The following is a 16821-nucleotide window of genomic DNA, read 5'->3' on the forward strand; positions in this document are numbered from 1 at the left end:
CCGCGGGCGTATGCCCGCCGGCCGATCCCACGCGCGGAATCCCCGCCGCCGGACCGATGCGGGATCACCACCACCCCCGGCAGCGTGGACCGGGTGATCGAAGTCAACGGATTGACCAAACGCTACGGGCACGTTCTGGCGGTGAACGACCTGAGCTTCACGGTGCCGTCCGGCCAGGTCACCGGGTTCCTCGGGCCGAACGGCGCGGGGAAGAGCACGACCATGCGGATGATCCTCGGACTGAACCGGCCCAGCGCCGGCACCGCGACGATCGACGGGCGGCCGTTCAGCGAGCGGCGCGCCGGACTGCGTCACGTCGGCGCGCTGCTGGACGCCGACGACGTCCACCCCGGGCGCAACGCGGTCGCGCACCTGTCCGCGCTCGCCCGCGGCAACGGCCTGCCCCGCCGCAGGGTGCGGCAGGTCCTGGAGGAGGTGGGGCTGGCGGGCGCGGCGCGGCGCCGCGTCGGCGGGTTCTCCCTGGGCATGCGGCAGCGGCTGGGCATCGCGTCCGCGCTGTTGGGGGATCCACCGGTGCTGATGTTCGACGAGCCGGTCAACGGTCTCGATCCCGAGGGCGTGCGATGGATGCGGGACCTGTTCCGGCGGCTCGCCGCCGAGGGCCGTACGGTGCTGGTCTCCAGCCATCTGATGAGCGAGATGCAGAACACCGCCGATCGGCTGGTGGTCGTCGGCCGGGGCTCGCTCATCGCGGAGGAGACGGTCGCCGAGTTCGCGGCGCGCGGCACCCGCGCCCGGGTCACGGTGCGCACACCGGAGCCCGCCCGGCTGGCGGCCGCGCTGACCGCCGCCGGTGCGGTCGCGGCGGCGGACGGCCACGAGGCGCTGACGGTGACGGGGCTGCCGGCCGCCCGTGTCGGTGACCTGGCCCTCGAGCACCGGATCCCGCTGCACGAACTCACGACGCGCTCCGCGTCACTGGAGGAGGCCTTCATGGAACTCACCGCCGACCAGGCCGAGTACCGCGCGGGAGACCGCCGGTGACCGCCCCGGCCTCGCCCCGGGCGGTCGCACCGGCTTCGGGCGCCCGGCGTCATCCGGTCGCGGATCCCGGCGTCCGGTTCCGTGACCTGCTGGCCGCCGAGTGGATCAAATTCTGGTCGCTGCGCTCGACCCGCTGGGTGCTCGGGCTCGGCCTGCTGCTCGTCCTCGGAGGCACCCTGCAGAAGAGCCTGGACGCCTACAACTCCTGGCCGACCTTCCGCCCGATGGAGAAGGCCCACTTCGACCCGTTGACCACGGCGTTCAGTGGCGTGACGGCGACTCTGATCATGATCGGCGCCGGCGTCATGGGGGCGCTGACGATCGTCGGCGAGTACTCCACCGGCCTGATCCGCACCACCCTGACCGCCGTTCCGGCCCGCGGGCGCGTGGTGGCGGCCAAGGCGACCGTCATGGCGGCCGTCATGCTCGTGCTCGGCGCCGCGCTGTCGCTCAGCACGTTCGCGGTGAGCCAGGCCATCCTGTCCGGGCGCGGTGTCGCCCTGTCTCCGGGCGCCTCCGGCGTGCCGCACGTGCTGGTCGCCAACGGGCTGCTCGCGCCCCTGTCCGCGCTGGTCGGCATGGGCGTCGGCGCGCTGCTCCGGCACACCGCCGGCACCGTCGCCACCTGCTGCGCCGTCCTTGTGATCGCGCCCGGTTTCTTCAAGCCCACCGTCCACCAGTGGGCCAACGACGTCTACGCCTGGTTCCCCTTCTACGACTGGGTCAACTGCCTGTCGCAGCGGCATCCCAGATCGGCTCCCGCACTGCCGACGACGACCGGCTCATGGATCGTCTTCGCCGTGTGGCCGCTGGTCTCCGCCGCTCTCGCCGCGATCGTCGTTCGACGGCGCGACGTATGACCAGGCGTCCCGAAAGGAATCCGATGAAACCGAACCTGACCGATGCGTCGCGGCCCGTCGGCCGTACTCCGACCGGCCTGCGCGGCCGGAGGCCCGCGTCGCGGCTGATGGCGGCACTGCCCGCGGCCTGCGTCAGCCTGGCGATCGCGGCCTGCGCGCCCTCGTCATCGGAGGCCCGGGCCGCGGGCGCCTCCACGCCGTCCGCCGTCGCGTCCTCGCGCGTGCCCGGCGCCCGAGCGGAACTGCCCCGCCCGACGGGTCCCCACGCGGTCGGCCGCACGACCCTGCACCTCGTCGACGAGAACCGCCCGGATCCCTGGGTACCGACGGCCGGCCCACGGCAGTTGATGGTGTCGATGTACTACCCGGCCCTGCCCAAGACCGGCGGACCCGCACCGTACATGACCACCGAGGAGGCCCGGCTCCTGCTCCAGAGGAAGGCCCCGACCACCACCGTCACCCCCGAGACGATCAGCGCTACCCGCACTTACGCGCACACCGACGCGCGCCCGGCGCACGGCCGCTTCCCGCTGGTGGTGTTGTCACCCGGCCTCACACTGCCGCGCGCCCTGCTCTCCGGGCTCGCCGAGGACCTGGCCGGCCGCGGCTACGTCGTCGCGGTGGTCGACCACACCTACGAGGCCGCCGGCATCACCTTCCCCGACGGGCGGACCCTCGCCTGCGTCATCTGCGACCGGCCTCCCGCGGGCGGCCAGCCGGCCATCGCCGAGAGCAGGGCCAGGGACCTCACCTTCGTCCTCGACCGGCTGACCGGCCGGCACCCGGCATGGCCTGCCGCCCACATGATCGACGCGAGGCACATCGGCCTGGCCGGGCACTCCATCAGCGGCGACGCAGCACCCGTCACCATGGCCGCCGACGACCGGGTGCGGGCCGGAGTGAACCTGGACGGCACCTTCTACGCGCCGGTCCCCACCACCGGACTGCACGGCAGGCCCTTCCTGCTCCTCGGTACGAGCTCCATCCACAGTTCGGGCGGTGACAAGGACAAGACCTGGGACCGCGACTGGCCGAACCTCGACGGCTGGAAGCGCTGGCTGACCGTCACCGGTGCCGACCATTCCAGCTTCACCGACGGGCCGATCCTGTCGACGCTGCTCGGCATGCCCTCCGAGCTCCCCGGCTCGCGCGCACTGACGATCACGCGGGCCTACGTCGGTGCCTTCTTCGACCAGCACCTCAAGGGCGAACACCGGACACTGCTCGACCGTCCGACATCCGCCTATCCGGAGGTCACCTTCCAGCACGGGTGACGAAGCGGCCACGACCCCGGCGGGTTTGATGACCCTCGGTCCCGCCTCGGTGAGGTCCTTCACCAGCCGCGACGCCTTCGAGCTGCTGATGGCGCGGTCGCGGCACAAGGAGGCGGCGAACCAAGCCGTGTCGGGCGTTCAGTGCGCGGAGAACCCGCCGTCCACGAAGATCGACTGGCCGGTGACGTACGCCGACGCCGCGCTCGCCAGGAACACGGCCGCGCCGGCGAAGTCGTCGGGCCGGCCGTTGCGGCCGATCAGCGTGCGGTCGGCCATCGCGGCGTGCCTCTGCGGCGGGATGTGGGTGACCAGCGGCGTCACGACGAACCCCGGGACGAGCGCGTTGCAGCACACGCCGCGCGCCGACCACGCCTCGGCCTGCGAACGGGTCAGCGCGACCAGGCCGCCCTTGGTGGCGCCGTAGGCGCCGCTGTTGCCGAACGCGCGGAAGGACTGCTGGGAGGCGACGTTGATGATCCGGCCGTGGCCGCGCTCGGCCATGCCCGGCCCGAACCGCTGGCCGAGCAGGAACGGGGCGTCGAGGTTGACCGCCATCGACCGGTCCCACACCGACGCGTCCAGCTCGTCCATCGGCGGCCGCAGGTTGATGCCGGCGCAGTTGACCAGGATGTCGGGCTCGCCGAAGATCTGCGCGGCGTCCTCGGCCGCCCGCCCCACCTCGGCGCGCTCCCCCAGGTCGGCGGTGACATGGGCGGCCCGGCCGCCGGCCGCCTCCAGCGCGGCGACGGTCTCGCGCAGCGCCGGCGCGCCGCGGGCGATGAGCACGACACTCGCGCCGGCTCCCGCCAGCGCGGTCGCGATGCCCCGGCCGATGCCCGAGCTGCCACCGGTCACGACCGCCACCCGGCCCGCGAGCCCGAAGGTCTCCTCCAAGAACCCCGTCACAGCGGCAAACGCTATCGGATCGGATCGGCGCGGCGGCGAAGCGCGCTTGGCGGCGGCGATCGCGGAGATAATCCGACCGCGAGGCGTCGGGATCGTCTCCGGGAGGCCGTACTGAACACCGTCGTCGCCGGGATCGTCTCGGCCGTGTCGCTGCTGGCGGTGCTGGCGTTCGCCGTCGCGCGGCCGCGGCGGTTGCCGGAGGCGGCGGCCGCGGTGCCGGCGGCGGCACTGGTCGTGGCGATCGGCGCGGTGCCGCCCGAGCGGGCGTGGACGCAGGTCCGGCAGCTCCTGCCGGTCGTTCTCTTCCTGGCCGCGGTGCTCGTGCTGGCGCAGCTGTGCGACGACGAGGGCCTGTTCACCGCCGCCGGCGACCTGATGGCGGGCACCTGCCGGGGGCGTCCCGAACGCCTGCTCGGCGGTGTCTTCGCCGTCGCCGCACTGGTCACGGCGGTGCTCAGCCTGGACGCGACGGTCGTGCTGCTGACGCCGGTGGTGTTCGCGACGGCGGCGCGGGCCGGCACCCGGCCGCGACCGCACGTGTACGCGTGCACCCACCTGGCCAACTCGGCGTCGCTGCTGCTGCCGGTGTCGAACCTGACGAACCTGCTGGCCTTCCCCGCCACCGGGCTGACCTTCGCGCGGTTCGCGGCGCTGATGGCCTTGCCGTGGCTGGCCGCGATCGCGGTGGAGTACGCGGTGTTCCGGTGGTTCTTCCGCTCCGACCTGGCGGCCTGGGCCACGCCCGCCGCGCCGGCGCGGCGCACGCGCCTGCCGGTGTTCCCCCTGGTCGTGCTGGCGTTGACGCTGGCGGGGTTCGCGCTGGTCTCTCTCGCCGGGCACAACCCGGCCTGGGCTGCGCTGGCCGGAGTGCTGGTGCTGGCGGCGCGGGCGCTGGCGCGGCGGCGTACGAGCGTGCGGGAGCTGGTGGGGGCGGCGAACCCGCTGTTCTGCCTGTTCGTGCTGGCGCTCGGTGTCGTGGTCAAGGCCGTGACCGACAACGGGCTGGGTGCCGTGGCACGGCACGTGCTCCCGCACGGGTCGAGCCTGCCCGCGCTGCTGGCGGTCACGGCCGTGGCGGCGCTGCTCGCCAATCTGATCAACAATCTGCCCGCCGTGCTGGCGCTGGTGCCGCTGCTCGCCTCAGGCGGGCCCGGTCCGGTGCTCGCGGCGCTGATCGGGGTGAACGTCGGCCCCAACCTCACCTACGTCGGGTCGCTGGCCACGCTGCTGTGGCGGCGGGTCCTGCACGAGCGCGACGCGGAACCGGCGCTGGGCGACTTCACCCGGCTGGGGCTGATCGCGGTGCCCGCCACGCTGGCGGCGGCGACGGTGGCACTGTGGGTGATGCAAAGTGTGCTCGGAGGATGACACATGCCGGTGATGACGATCATTTGGATCACCGAGGGCACGTGGCAGGCGGCGGTCGACGCGGCCCGCACGCTCGCCCCGCCCGACGCGGAGTTCACGCTGCTGCACGTCAGCGGTGGTGAGGCGGCCGGTGCGGCGCACGCGGCGTTCGCCGGGCTGCTGGGCCGCGGCGGACGCGGGGGACGCGACCCCGGCGACCGGCTGGAGGAGCTTTCGGAGGCGGCGGCGGAGGATCTGCTGCGGGCGGCCGGGGAGCGGCTCGGCCGGCCGGCGGCGGTCCTGCGGCGCCGGGGACGGGTCGAGCGCGAGGTCGTACGGGCCGCCGAGGACGCCGACCTGCTGATCTGCGCGCGCGACGGTGACCGTGAGCGGCTCGGGCCGCGCAGCCTCGGCCCGGCGGCGCGTTTCGTCGTCGACCACGCGCCCTGCCCGGTGCTGGTGGTGTGGCCACGGGAGGCGCCCGGCCTGGACTCCCTGCCGCCGCCACCCCCGCCCCGGCACTGATCAGTCCGCGTCGGCGGTGGCCGGGGTACGGCGGCTGCGCAGGCGCTGCACGACGACCACCCCGGCGACCAGCGCGATGGAGATCCACAGCCCGTAGTGGGAGATGGTCCTGGCGACGTCGACGGCGTCCTGGCCCAGGTAGTAGCCCAGTGCGGCGAGCATCCCGATCCACAGCAGCGCGGCGACCACGTCGAGCAGCACGAAGGTGATCAGCCGCATCCCGGTCCAGCCGGCGACCACGAACAGCAGCGCCGCCGGTATGGGCAGGTAGTAGGCGAAGACCACGCCCAGCCAGCCCAGCCGGCGCCCGTACCTTTCGGCGCGGGCGACCAGCCGGCCGCCGCGGCGGCTGCGGCCCGCGAAGATCAGCAACAGGCCGCGTCCCCAGCGCCGGCCCGCCCACCAGAAGAACGGATCGAACATGATCATCCCCGGGACGGCGGAGACGACGACCAGGAACAGCGGCACCTGCCCGACGCGGGCGAACGCGCCGGCGGTCACGATGGAGGTCATGCTGCCGGTCAGCAGCTCCAGCAGCACCGGATGGCTGCCGATGAGCAGGGGCCGTACCGGGATGATCGCCAGGGCGTACAGGCCGCTCGCCGCGATGCCGAACCAGCAGATGAGATCGGCCCGCCGGGGCCGGCCCGCCCAGGGTACGCCGGGCTGCGGTGCCTGAGATGCCCTGTCCTGGGCGGTGGTCATACCTCGATCGTAGGGGCGGCAGGTCAGGGATCCGGCGGGCGGGCGGGGTCGCTGGGGGAACCTTGACGAAGCCGGTGTGGGCTCTGGCCGCCTCAGTGCGCCGCCGGACGGCCGGCTCCCAGCGCCCGTCGCACGGCGGCGCTGAGCGCGGCGAGAGCGTCGGGGACGGCGCGGGGAGCGCGCCAGGCGATCACTTGGTCGGGGCGGACCAACAGGGCGCCCTGGCGGCCGATGCCGCAGACGTCGGTGGTCCGGGCCGTCGCCGAGGCGATGTCACCGGGCAGGAACGTCGCGTCGAGGAAGGCACCGCGCGGGTCCAGCCGGCGTGCGGCTCGTACCCAGGGGCCTCCTTCGGGTCCGGCGAGAAGCAGGTACCGGCCGTCGCGGACCAGATCGAGCGTGGAGCCCGGGCCGTCCTGGCCGATGAGGGGCAGGTGCGGCAGCCGGGTGCCGGGCTCGCCGCGCCAGCGGTCCGGCTCGTCGGCCGTCGGCAGGCCGTCCGCCTCGTCCGGTAGGGGGTAGCGGTAGCCGACGGCCACCGCCGCCTCACTGAGCAGCGGGCGGTCCTCGATCGGAACCCGGGCGCGGTCGCGGGCGCGCAGCAGCGCCTGTTCCACCGTGATGTGGCCCACCGTGCGGCGCTCGGGCTCATAGTCCTCCAGCAGCCGCGGGTCGGCGTGGCCGCGCAGGACCGAGACCAGTTTGGCGGTGAGGTTCCAGGCGTCCTGGATGCCGGTGTTGGCGCCGAATCCGCCGGTCGGCGGCGTGACGTGCGCCGCGTCGCCGAGCAGGAGAACGCGGCCGGCTCGGTAGGAATCGGCCACCCAGCCGCCCATCTGCCAGGGGCGGCGTTCGGTGAGCGTGAAACGCGTCGGCGGCAGGCCGAGCGCCCGGGAGACGATCTCCCGGCACCGCCGGGCATCGAACGCCGCCGGGTCGGTGAGGACGGGATCGTAGGTCACCGACACCGTCCCGCGGTCCTGCGCGGTGGTCCAGGACAGGAACGCCTGCTCGGGCGGGCCGGTGAAGGCCAGGGCGAGCCGGCGGCCCTCGAGCACCGGGCGCAGGTCGGCCTCGAAGCCGATCTCCATGACGTGCGCGACCACCTCGGTGCCGCCGCGGCCGATGCCCAGGCCCTCGCGGACGGCGCTGCCGTTTCCGTCCGCGGCCAGCAGATACTCGGCCGCCACGGTGTACGCGCCGCCGTCGGCGCCGCGTATCCGTGCCAGGACATGGTCCTCGTGCCGGCGCAGTTCGAGAAGGCGGTGGCCGAATCGCAGGTCGGCACCTGCGGCGCGGGCGTGCGCGCGGACGACCTCTTCCAGGTCGGCCTGTTTGACGAAGGCGCTGGGGCAGGGCGAGACGCCGCTGAAGTCCTCCGCGGCCGGCAGCGGCCAGCGCCGCAGTTCCGGGCCGGCGAGCGAGGTGACCACCGCGGCGTGGTCGGCCGGCGGGAGACGGTCCTGGACGGCGTAGACGTCCTGGTCGGCGCCGACCGAGCGGTACGCCTCCATCGTGCGCGGATAGAACAGCTTGGCGCGTGGCCTGGCCGAGACCGCGGTGTGCTTCTCGACCAGGACGGGGGTGATGCCGCGGGCCGCGAGGAACAGCGCGGCCGAAGCCCCCACGATGCTGCCGCCCACGATCAGGACGGGAACGCGCGCCGAGGGCGGCGGATCGGCGGCGACCGAGGCGATCTCGCCGTCCGGCGTGGTGGTACCGGCGTCGGGCATGGGAGGTCCCTTCAAACGAATCGGAACAGATCTGTTCCATTATTACCTCGCGCCAGGAGTCAAACGAAACAGCCCTGTATCGTTACGGAGGTGAACGCGGAACTTCCGACCCGTCGCGGCGGACGGCGGCGCGACCCCGCCGCCGACTCGGCCATCATCGACGCGGTCCTCGACCTGGTCACCGCCGGCGCGACCCTCACCGGCCTGTCACTGGTGGCCATCGCCAAGCAGGCCGGAGTCTCCCGCAACAGCGTCTACCGGCGCTGGAAGACCAAGGACGAGCTCTACCTCGACGTACTGGAGACGATCAACAGGCCACGGCCCGCACCGACCGGCGCCGACACCCGCGACGATCTGGCCGTCCTCCTGCGGGCCCTGGCCGAGCGCGTCGTCGACGAACGGGCCAGCAGCATGCTGCGCGCCCTCAACGCCGAGGCCACGACCTTCCCCCGGCTGCACCGCCGCTACTTCGAGGAGATCGTCGCCCCCCGCCGGGAGGCGATGAACCGTGTCCTGCGGCGCGGCGTGGAACGAGGAGAGATCCGCCCGGACGTCGACCCCGACCTGGTCTCGGAGCTTCTCGTCGCGCCCCTGCTCGCCCGGATGGCAGCGGGCGGCACCGACCGGCTCGACCCCGAACGGACCAGCCGCCAGATCATCGACCTCGTCCTCAGCGGCGCGGCGCCGAGCTGACGGGCAGGAACACCCTGACCCGGCGGGTCACAGGAGGCCGGCGTCGCGGACCTTCATGGCGACGTGGACACGGTTGTCGGTGCCGAGTTTGGTGAAGATCCGGGTGATGTTGGCCTTCACGGTGGCGACGCTCATGTACAGCTGCTCGGCGATCTCGGCGTTGGATCTGCCGCGGGCCACCTCGACGGCGACCTCGCGCTCGCGTTCGGTGAGCCTGTCCAGCTCGCGTTGAGCCTGGGTGCGCGGGAGGTCCTGCCGGGTGGCGGCGGCGATCAGCTGGCGGGTCACGCTCGGTGAGAGCACCGGCTCGCCGTTGACCACGGTGCGGACCGCCTCGATCATCTTGGCCGGCGGTGTGTCCTTCAGCAGGAACCCCGCGGCGCCGAGCCGCAGGGCCCGCAGCACCATGTCGTCGGCGTCGAAGGTGGTGAGCACGAGGATCCGGGGCGGATCCGGGCGCGCCAGCAGGCGCTCGGTGGTGACCAGGCCGTCCTGGACGGGCATCCGGATGTCCATCAGGACGACGTCGGGCCCCAGCTCGTCGACCACCCGCAGGGCTTCGCGGCCGTCGCCGGCCTCACCGACGATGGCCAGGTCGGGCTCGCCGCCCAGGATGAGGCGCAGCCCGGTGCGGACCATCGGGTCGTCATCCACGATCACCAGTCGGTTCACGAGCTCGGGATCTCCCAGGGCAGGCGGGCGTCGAGGACGAAGCGTCCGTCCCGGAGGACGTGGCTGAGGGTACCTCCGGCCATGCGGGTCCGCTCGGCCAGGCCGACCAGCCCCAGCCGCCCGCCGGGTCCGGGCGAGGCACCGGACGCCGGGTTGCTGACCCGGATGCGCAGGCCCTCGCCCGGCCGCCCGCCGAGTTCGGCGGTCACCCGGCTGTCCGGCGCGTGTTTGCGCGCGTTGGTGAGGGCCTCCTGGAGGATCCGGTAGGCGTGCCGGCCGGTCTGTTCGGGGAGCAGGTCCCGGTCGGCGATGGTGTCGGCCACCTCGACCCGCTGGCCGGCGGCGCGCACCTCCTCGAACAGGGCGCCCACATGGGCCAGGGTCGGCTGCGGAGCCGCGACGGCACCGTCGGAGCGGAGCGTTCCCAGCACGGTGCGCAGCTCGTTCAGCGACCGGTGCGCGTTCTCCTGGATCGCCTGCGCGGCCGAGCGGATCTCCTCGGCGTCGAGGTCGGTACGGTACGCCAGGCCGCCGGCGAGCATCGACAGCAGCGAGAGCCGGTGCGCGAGGATGTCGTGCATCTCCTGGGCGATCTTGGCGCGCTCCGCCAGTTTCGCCTGCTCGATCCGGGACAGCTGCTCGCGCTCGGCGGTCAGCTCCGCCTCGCGGCGCGAGGCCGCCAGGTCGCGGCGTCCACGCAGGTAGAGGCCGAAGACGGTGAGCCCGCCGAGGATGAGGGTGCCGGTCGCCAGGGAGACGACGGTCGCCTGGCCGATGCCGAAGCGCACCGAACGCGCCACCAGGCACAGCCAGGACACGGCCGCGATCGGGATGATCTCGCGCCAGCGCCGGCGTGTGCTCAAGGACACGTACGCCACCTGCGCCGGGCCGGTCGCGAGGTCGGAATAGCCGGTGAGAAGGGCGGTCGCCAGCGCGATGGGCCAGGGCCGGCGTCGTCGCCAGCGCATCAGGACCAGCCCGGTCAGGCCCAGCGCCAGGTCGGCCAGCGCCGGGACGAGCCGGTGGTGGCCGCGGGACAGGGCCGCGGCCCAGGTGGAGGCGTAGAACACCATGGGAACGGCGGCGCACAGGTAGCGCAGCGCGACGCCCGCACGGTCGAGGGGCGGCTGGTTCCGCGGGTGGTCCTCCACAGGCCGCAGCCTAGAGACGCCCGCGCCGGGGCCGTTAGCGACCCGGGTCGATCCCGGGTCGACGAAGGTCTACGCGGGTGAGCGGTGAGGCCCGACCCACGCCCGGCCGCGCTCGACCCGGGTCCGATGATCGGCCGGGGCGGCTCCGGTGGACTGAACGCGTGATCGAATTCAACCACGTCAGCAAGACCTACCGGGGTGTGCGGGCGCTCGACGACGTGTCCTTCACCGTCGGCCCCGGATGCGTCACGGGGTTCCTCGGGCCCAACGGCGCCGGGAAGTCGACGGCCCTGCGCATCCTGGTCGGCCTCGCCCGCCCCACCTCCGGCTCGGCCACCGTGCTCGGCCGGGCGTACGCGGACCTGGACGCCCCCGGAGCGCGCGTCGGCACGCTGCTGGACGCCGGTGCCCTGCATCCGGGGCGCACCGGGCGCGAGGTCCTCACGCTCGGCGCGATGACGATCGGCCTGCCGAGGGCACGGGTCGGCGAGGTCCTCGACCTGGTCGGGCTGAGCGGCCGGGAGGCCGGCCGGCCCGTCGGCGGCTACTCGCTGGGGATGCGGCAACGCCTCGGCATCGGCCATGCGCTCCTCGGCCGGCCCGAGGTCCTCATCCTCGACGAGCCCGCCAACGGCCTCGATCCCCAGGGCATCCACTGGATGCGCGTGCTGCTGCGCGGGCTCGCGGACTCCGGATGCTCGGTGCTGCTCAGCTCACACCTTCTGCATGAGATCGAGCAGGTCGCCGACCGGGTCGTGCTGATCGGAGGCGGCCGGATCCTGGCGCAGGGCACCGTCACCGAGCTGGGCCGGGGCCGCGGCCTCGAGGAGACCTTCCTCGAACTCACCGCGAACGCCGATCGGAGTGCCTCATGACCGCGCGCGGCGAGGGAATCGATGACACGCCCCTGGGGTCACGCCCACCGACGAATATGACCGGCATCACCGACCCGCGCGCCGCCCCGGCGCGCCCTCCCTTCCACCGGCTGCTGCGGGTCGAGACGCGCAAGCTCTTCGACACGCGCAGCGCCAAGATCATGACTCTGGTCCTGGCGGGCCTCACCGTCGCGCTCATCGCCGCCCGCGGCGTCGTGGCCGGTCCGCACCCGCGGACGCTGACCGGCACCGCCGGGGTCGGGTTCGGGACGCTGCTGCCGGTACTCGGCATCCTCACGGTGACCGGCGAGTGGAGCCACCGCACCGCCATGACGACCTTCGCGCTCGAACCCCGGCGCCACCGGGTGCTGGCGGCCAAGTGCCTGCCGCCGTTGGTCACCGCCGTGGCCGCCTCGCTGTTCGCGCTGCTGGTGACGGTGCCGGTGACGGTGATCAGCGCCCGGGTCGAGCGGGTCCCGGCCGACTGGAACTTCGGGCCGCTCGCCGTGCTGGGCTGGACCGCGACGAACGTTCTGCTGGTCGCGATGGGCCTGGCCGTCGGCATGCTCCTGCTGAACGCCCCGGCCTCCATCGTCGTGTACCTGTCGGCGCCCGCCCTGGGAACCTTCGTCGGTCACCTCGGCGCCACCGGCGAGGTGCTGGTCCGCTGGTTCGACCTGAACACCACCGTCGGTCCCCTGGCTCAGGGCGACATGTCCGGAACCGAGGCCGGCCGGCTGGCCGTGTCGATCACCTTCTGGATCGTCGCGCCGATGACGGCCGGGTTCGTACGCGCGATCCGCAAGGAGGTGAACTGACCGGCCGGCCCGTGGTCCCGTACGCCGGAGTCCGCGCTCAGGGATCGACGCCGTCGTAGTCCACCAGCAGCCGCCGGGGGCCGCGCAGCGCCGAACTCGGCCGGTACGGCGGCGGGTCGGCGACCAGCCGCGGGTCGCGCAGCCGCCTGGTCAGCTCCCCCAGCGCGGTCTGGGCCTCCAGCCGGGCCAGCGGCGCGCCGAAGCAGTAGTGGACGCCGCCGCCGAACCCCAGGTGCTCGTTGGTCTCGCGGCACGGATCGAAGCGCTCCGGGGCACGTACGTGGTCCGGGTCACGGTTGCCCGCGGCGAGGGCGAGCACGATCGGCGCGCCGCGCGGGATCGTGGTGTCGCCGATCGTGATGTCGTCGAGCGCCACGCGTGTCGCGGGGAAGTGCACGGGCGGCTCGTAGCGGAGCAGTTCCTCCACGACGCCGACGACCAGGTCCGGCTCGCGCCGCATCCGCTCGAGCACCTCCGGGTGGCGCAGCAGGGTGAGCATCCCGTTCGCGATGAGGTTGACGGTCGTCTCGTGCCCGGCGACCAGCAGCAGCGTCACCGTGCTGACCACCTCCTCCATCGACATGCCGCCGTCCGGGCCGTCGTCGGTGAGCAGTCCCGACAGCAGGTCCCGGCCGGGGGCGCGGCGGCGCGCGTCCGCCAGCCCGCGCACGTAGTCCGCCAGGGCCTCGGCGGCGCGCTCACGGCGGCGCACGCGTTCGGGCTTGGCGTGTCGGTCACCACTCCCGACTTCCTCCGAGGCGGCCTCCGCAGGCTTTCCCGGTCGCTCACCGCCCCTCACTCGCCGCGTCGGGTTCGCTTCCGGCGGGATGTGGCGCTCACCAGGGCCGACGGTCTCGACGATCTCGGTCGACCACGCGTGGAACCGTGGCTCGTCCTCGCGCGGCACGCCGAGCAGCCGGCAGATCACCGTCACCGGGAACGGGTAGGCGACCGCCTCGACGATGTCGGCGCGCCGGTCGCCGGCGATCGCGTCGATCAGTTCGGTGACGATCGCGGTCAGCTCCGGCCGCAGCCCCTTGACCAGGTCCGGTGAGCCGGGCGGGCCGAAGTGCCGCATCGCCAGGCCGCGCAGCCGGTCGTGCTCGGGCGGGTCGACGACGATGAAGGGGGGTTCGCGGCCGGGCGGTACGGGTTCGCGGTCGGCGAAGTGCTCGGCGAGGTTGCGGCGGTCGGAGCTGACCCGCGGGTCGTGCAGGAGCGCGACGATCTCGCGGTAGGTGCTGACGACGTAGCTGCCGTCCTCCAGCGCCGCCACCGGGGTCTTGCGCAACTCGGCGTACAGCGGGTACGGGTCGGCGCGCCCGGCACGGTCGAGGATCCGGCCGAACACCTGGCTCTCTGTCATGTCTCCCCCTTCCTCCGGCGACGCGCGGCGGCGGTCACCGGGATCGGTGGACCAGCCAGGCCCGGCGTTCGGCCGGGTCGTGGCCGGTCACCACGACGGTCGCGCCGTGGCTGGCCGTCACCCGGTCGGGCACCTGCGCCGGGACCGGGCTCGCCGCACCGGCCGGGTCGACGGTGCGGAACCGGGGCGGGAACGGCGCGGCCTGCTCGATCAGCCCCTGGTAGAACTCCAGCCACATCCCCTGGTCGAAGGTGACCGCGGCGGTGATCCGCCCCCGGTAGCCGTACACGGCGACGAAACGGAACTCCTTGGCCGACCCCTGCGTGATGATCACCTCGTCCGCGAAGGTCGGCACTCCCACGGACTTGATCTCGACGCCGAACTGGGTGGACCAGAACACCGGCAGCGCCAGGTGCGGCCAGCGGCGCGTCTGGCCACTGAGCATGTTGTGCGCGGCCACCTCGGCCTGGGCGACCGCGCTCCCCCAGTGCTCGAGCGCCAGGAACTGGTACTCGTACACCGGATGTGGCAGGCGGGCGACGTCGCCGGCGGCGAAGACGTCGTCGGTGACCAGGCCGTTGATGTCGAACACGCGGCAGCCCGCGTCGCAGGCCACGCCCCAGGGCCCGGCGGCCAGCCCGGAGCCCTCCAGCCACTCGACGTTGCGGACCGCGCCGAGCGCGGCGACCGCCAGGTCCACCTCCAGCACGTCACCGTCGGACAGGCGGGCGCGGCGCAGCCGGCCGTTCTCGCCCTCCAGCGCCGTGACGCCGACCTCGCAGCGCAGGTCGACGCCGTGCGCGCGCTGCAGGTCGGCGGCGATCCCGCCGACCACACCGCCGACGGCGCCGACGAGCGGCGCCGGTCCGCGTTCGGCGACGGTCACCGGCCGGCCCAGCTCGCGGCAGACCGAGGCGATCTCCGACCCGGTGAACCCGCCGCCGATGACCAGCACGCGGCCGTCGCCGGAGGCCAGGCGCTGCCGCAGCCCGGTGGCGTCCTCGGCCGTCCGCAGCGTGCGGACCCCCTCCAGGGCCGCCTCCGCCGGGTCCGGCCACGGCCGCGCCCGGGTGCCGGTGGCGATCAGCAGGCGGTCGAACGGCAGGTCGCGGCCGTCGGCGAGGATCACGCGGCGGCGGTCGAGGTCCAGCCCGGTGGCGGGCACGCCGCGCAGCCACTCGGCGTCCAGGTCGGGGAGCCGGGGCAACGCCGTGGCGCGGGCGGGCACCCGGCCGCTGAGGACCTGCTTGGACAGCGGCGGCCGGTCGTACGGCTCGCCGGTTTCGTCCCCGACCAGCGTCAGCGAACCGGCGAAGCCCTCGGCGCGCAGCACGGCCGCGGCGCGGGTGCCGGCCAGTGAGGACCCGACGATGACGACGCGCCCGTCGCGGCGGAACCGGTCGCCGTCCGCGGTGTACGGCCCGGGCTCGGGCCCGGGGCCCGGCGGGGCGGCCCGCTCGACGTGCAGCGCCTGCACGGGACAGGCCGCCGCGGCCCGCAGCACGTTCTCGCGCTGGTCCTCGGAGGGGGCGGGGTCGTAGGCGAGCGCCTCGCGGCCGTTCATCGAAAAGACCCGCGGGGCCATGAAGACGCACTGCCCGTACCCCTGGCACCGTGTCAGGTCGACGACGACTCTCACCCGGGTCCCCCCTTTCCGGGCGTGCCCGCACCGCCCGTCCCCCGTATCGGGGATCTACCCGGGTTCGGCGGCCGGTAGTTTCCCCGCGGGGCGGCTCATCCGGCGGGGGTCTCCTTGACGGCGCGGGCGCCTCGGCCGATCTTCCGCTCCGGCCGGCGGCGTCATGGTGTCACCGGTGTCCGCCGCCGGCGCCCGCGCGTTCATCCGTGAGAGCGCGTGACGCCGACGGTCTCCATGACGGGCAGTTCCCCGATCACCTGCTCGCGGGCGGCCACCGACCGCTGGGCGACGAACGCGCCGGCCAGCACGATCAGACCGCCTGCGAGCTGGACCGGAGACAGGCGCTCGCCCAGCATCACCCAGGCGAACACCGCCGCCGCGACCGCCTCGACGTACCCCACGGCGCCCGCGACCGGCGCCGACAGCCGGTGCACGGCGGCGACGCTGGTGACGTACGCGGTGACGGTGCTGATCAGCACCAGCAGCGTGAGCAGGAGCCAGCCGGGCGCGGTGCGGCCGCCGAGCGCGACGTCCACGCCGAGTTCGTGCCAGGGCACGGTCCACGGCGGGGCGCAGGCGGCCAGGGCGACCGTGCCGACGGCGAAGCCGGTGGCGGTCATGACGAGCGGGTCGATCCGCCCGCCGGCCCGTTCGGCGGCCAGGAAGAAGGCGGCCTGGCACGCCGCCGCACCCAGCCCGGCGAGCACGCCGACCAGGTCCAGCCGCAGCCCCGACCACACCTCCACCACACAGGCCAGCCCGACCAGCGCGATGCCGACCCCGACCGCCGCCGAACGCGGCAGCGGCGCCCGCAGCACGAACCGGGTCCAGCCGACCACCAGCACCGGACCGGTGAACTCCAGCAGGATCGCCACCCCGACCGGCAGCCGCGACGCCGCGACGAAGTAGAAGGACTGGCACCCCGCCACGCCCATGACGCCGTACAGCAGCAGGAGCCGCCAGTGACCGCGCACCGCGGCGCCGGCCGCCCGGCGGCGCGCCGCCAGCATCACCGGCACCAGCAGCAGCGTCGCGCCGGCCACCCGGATCCACGACGCCTGCAACGGCGACATGCCGGCTTCGATCAGCGCCTTGCCGAACGCACCGGAGGTGCCGAAGCAGACCGAGGAGAACACCCCGAATCCCAGTCCCCATGCCTTCACCCGAGCGGCGTCCACGGAGCCCCCCTCACCTGTCGAATCAGGAGCATCAATACATCATGCTCCTTACGTACGACAACGGGATTCTCACG

Annotated in this window: 16 protein-coding genes; 8 read left to right on the forward strand and 8 right to left on the reverse strand. The window is 73.9% G+C overall.

The features are described from left to right. Positions 1–93: 93 nt before the first annotated feature. Genes OG417_RS29700 through OG417_RS29710 form a run of 3 tightly spaced genes read left to right on the forward strand, consistent with a single transcriptional unit; the run spans position 94 to position 3139 of the window. On the forward strand, positions 94–1005 hold the full coding sequence (locus OG417_RS29700; protein WP_329235432.1) for an ABC transporter ATP-binding protein: 912 nt from the start codon (positions 94–96) through the stop codon (positions 1003–1005). Beyond that, on the forward strand, positions 1002–1865 hold the full coding sequence (locus OG417_RS29705) for an ABC transporter permease subunit (protein WP_329235435.1): 864 nt from the start codon (positions 1002–1004) through the stop codon (positions 1863–1865). Before OG417_RS29700 ends, OG417_RS29705 begins: the two co-directional genes overlap by 4 nt. 23 nt (positions 1866–1888) lie before the next feature. Then, positions 1889–3139 carry an alpha/beta hydrolase gene (locus tag OG417_RS29710; RefSeq protein ID WP_329235439.1) on the forward strand — a complete coding sequence of 417 codons (1251 nt, stop codon included), beginning with the start codon at positions 1889–1891 and terminating at the stop codon, positions 3137–3139. Between the two features lie 138 nt (positions 3140–3277). Here OG417_RS29710 and OG417_RS29715 read toward each other — a convergent pair whose 3' ends face one another. Continuing rightward, the gene (locus tag OG417_RS29715; protein WP_329235443.1) at positions 3278–4045 is read right to left on the reverse strand and encodes an SDR family NAD(P)-dependent oxidoreductase; all 768 of its coding nucleotides are present in this window, start codon (positions 4043–4045) and stop codon (positions 3278–3280) included. 144 nt (positions 4046–4189) lie between these two features. Here OG417_RS29715 and OG417_RS29720 point away from each other — a divergent pair, with 144 nt between their 5' ends. Together OG417_RS29720 and OG417_RS29725 are read left to right on the forward strand one after the other, a co-directional pair. Continuing rightward, the gene (locus tag OG417_RS29720) at positions 4190–5413 is read left to right on the forward strand and encodes an SLC13 family permease (protein WP_329235447.1); all 1224 of its coding nucleotides are present in this window, start codon (positions 4190–4192) and stop codon (positions 5411–5413) included. 3 nt (positions 5414–5416) lie between these two features. Next, complete coding sequence (locus OG417_RS29725) at positions 5417–5917, forward strand: universal stress protein (protein WP_329235450.1); 501 nt, start codon at positions 5417–5419, stop codon at positions 5915–5917. On the opposite strand, the gene OG417_RS29730 is transcribed toward OG417_RS29725, so the two are convergent. Then, positions 5918–6622 carry a DedA family protein gene (locus OG417_RS29730; RefSeq protein ID WP_329235452.1) on the reverse strand — a complete coding sequence of 235 codons (705 nt, stop codon included), beginning with the start codon at positions 6620–6622 and terminating at the stop codon, positions 5918–5920. A gap of 92 nt (positions 6623–6714) precedes the next feature. Further along, a complete protein-coding gene (locus OG417_RS29735) occupies positions 6715–8355 on the reverse strand; it encodes an FAD-dependent monooxygenase (RefSeq protein WP_329235455.1) in 1641 nt (546 codons plus the stop codon). A 90-nt stretch (positions 8356–8445) separates the two neighbouring features. Between OG417_RS29735 and OG417_RS29740 the strand changes: the two genes are divergently transcribed. Next, the gene (locus OG417_RS29740; protein ID WP_329235457.1) at positions 8446–9048 is read left to right on the forward strand and encodes a TetR/AcrR family transcriptional regulator; all 603 of its coding nucleotides are present in this window, start codon (positions 8446–8448) and stop codon (positions 9046–9048) included. A 27-nt stretch (positions 9049–9075) separates the two neighbouring features. Here the strand turns inward: OG417_RS29740 and OG417_RS29745 are convergent, their stop codons facing one another. Together OG417_RS29745 and OG417_RS29750 are read right to left on the reverse strand one after the other, a co-directional pair. Further along, positions 9076–9720, reverse strand: a complete 645-nt coding sequence (locus OG417_RS29745) for a response regulator transcription factor (RefSeq protein ID WP_329235460.1) — start codon at positions 9718–9720, stop codon at positions 9076–9078. After that, positions 9717–10871: a sensor histidine kinase gene (locus OG417_RS29750; protein WP_329235463.1), complete on the reverse strand. Its 1155-nt coding sequence runs from the start codon at positions 10869–10871 to the stop codon at positions 9717–9719. Before OG417_RS29750 ends, OG417_RS29745 begins: the two co-directional genes overlap by 4 nt. Positions 10872–11032: 161 nt before the next feature. Here OG417_RS29750 and OG417_RS29755 point away from each other — a divergent pair, with 161 nt between their 5' ends. Beyond that, complete coding sequence (locus OG417_RS29755) at positions 11033–11746, forward strand: ABC transporter ATP-binding protein (RefSeq protein WP_329235466.1); 714 nt, start codon at positions 11033–11035, stop codon at positions 11744–11746. Between the two features lie 56 nt (positions 11747–11802). Further along, a complete protein-coding gene (locus OG417_RS29760) occupies positions 11803–12564 on the forward strand; it encodes a hypothetical protein (protein WP_329235469.1) in 762 nt (253 codons plus the stop codon). A gap of 37 nt (positions 12565–12601) precedes the next feature. On the opposite strand, the gene OG417_RS29765 is transcribed toward OG417_RS29760, so the two are convergent. The 3 genes from OG417_RS29765 to OG417_RS29775 form a co-directional block, all read right to left on the reverse strand. After that, positions 12602–13930 (reverse strand): cytochrome P450, encoded by a 1329-nt coding sequence (locus OG417_RS29765; protein WP_329235472.1) that lies wholly within the window; start codon positions 13928–13930, stop codon positions 12602–12604. Between the two features lie 34 nt (positions 13931–13964). Then, positions 13965–15569, reverse strand: coding sequence for an FAD-dependent oxidoreductase (locus OG417_RS29770; protein ID WP_329235476.1), 1605 nt, complete (start codon positions 15567–15569; stop codon positions 13965–13967). A 200-nt stretch (positions 15570–15769) separates the two neighbouring features. After that, on the reverse strand, positions 15770–16747 hold the full coding sequence (locus OG417_RS29775) for an EamA family transporter (RefSeq protein ID WP_329235479.1): 978 nt from the start codon (positions 16745–16747) through the stop codon (positions 15770–15772). Positions 16748–16821 lie beyond the last annotated feature (74 nt).

Origin of the sequence: Actinoallomurus sp. NBC_01490, assembly GCF_036227085.1 — a bacterium.
GTDB classification, from domain to species: domain Bacteria; phylum Actinomycetota; class Actinomycetes; order Streptosporangiales; family Streptosporangiaceae; genus Actinoallomurus; species Actinoallomurus oryzae.

Coding starts and splice junctions, on each gene's coding strand:
- OG417_RS29710 (WP_329235439.1), top strand. CDS start 1,889: ATGAAACCGAACCTGACCGATGCGTCGCGGCCCGTCGGCCGTACTCCG.
- OG417_RS29725 (WP_329235450.1), top strand. CDS start 5,417: ATGCCGGTGATGACGATCATTTGGATCACCGAGGGCACGTGGCAGGCG.
- OG417_RS29730 (WP_329235452.1), bottom strand. CDS start 6,622: ATGACCACCGCCCAGGACAGGGCATCTCAGGCACCGCAGCCCGGCGTA.
- OG417_RS29735 (WP_329235455.1), bottom strand. CDS start 8,355: ATGCCCGACGCCGGTACCACCACGCCGGACGGCGAGATCGCCTCGGTC.
- OG417_RS29760 (WP_329235469.1), top strand. CDS start 11,803: ATGACCGGCATCACCGACCCGCGCGCCGCCCCGGCGCGCCCTCCCTTC.
- OG417_RS29765 (WP_329235472.1), bottom strand. CDS start 13,930: ATGACAGAGAGCCAGGTGTTCGGCCGGATCCTCGACCGTGCCGGGCGC.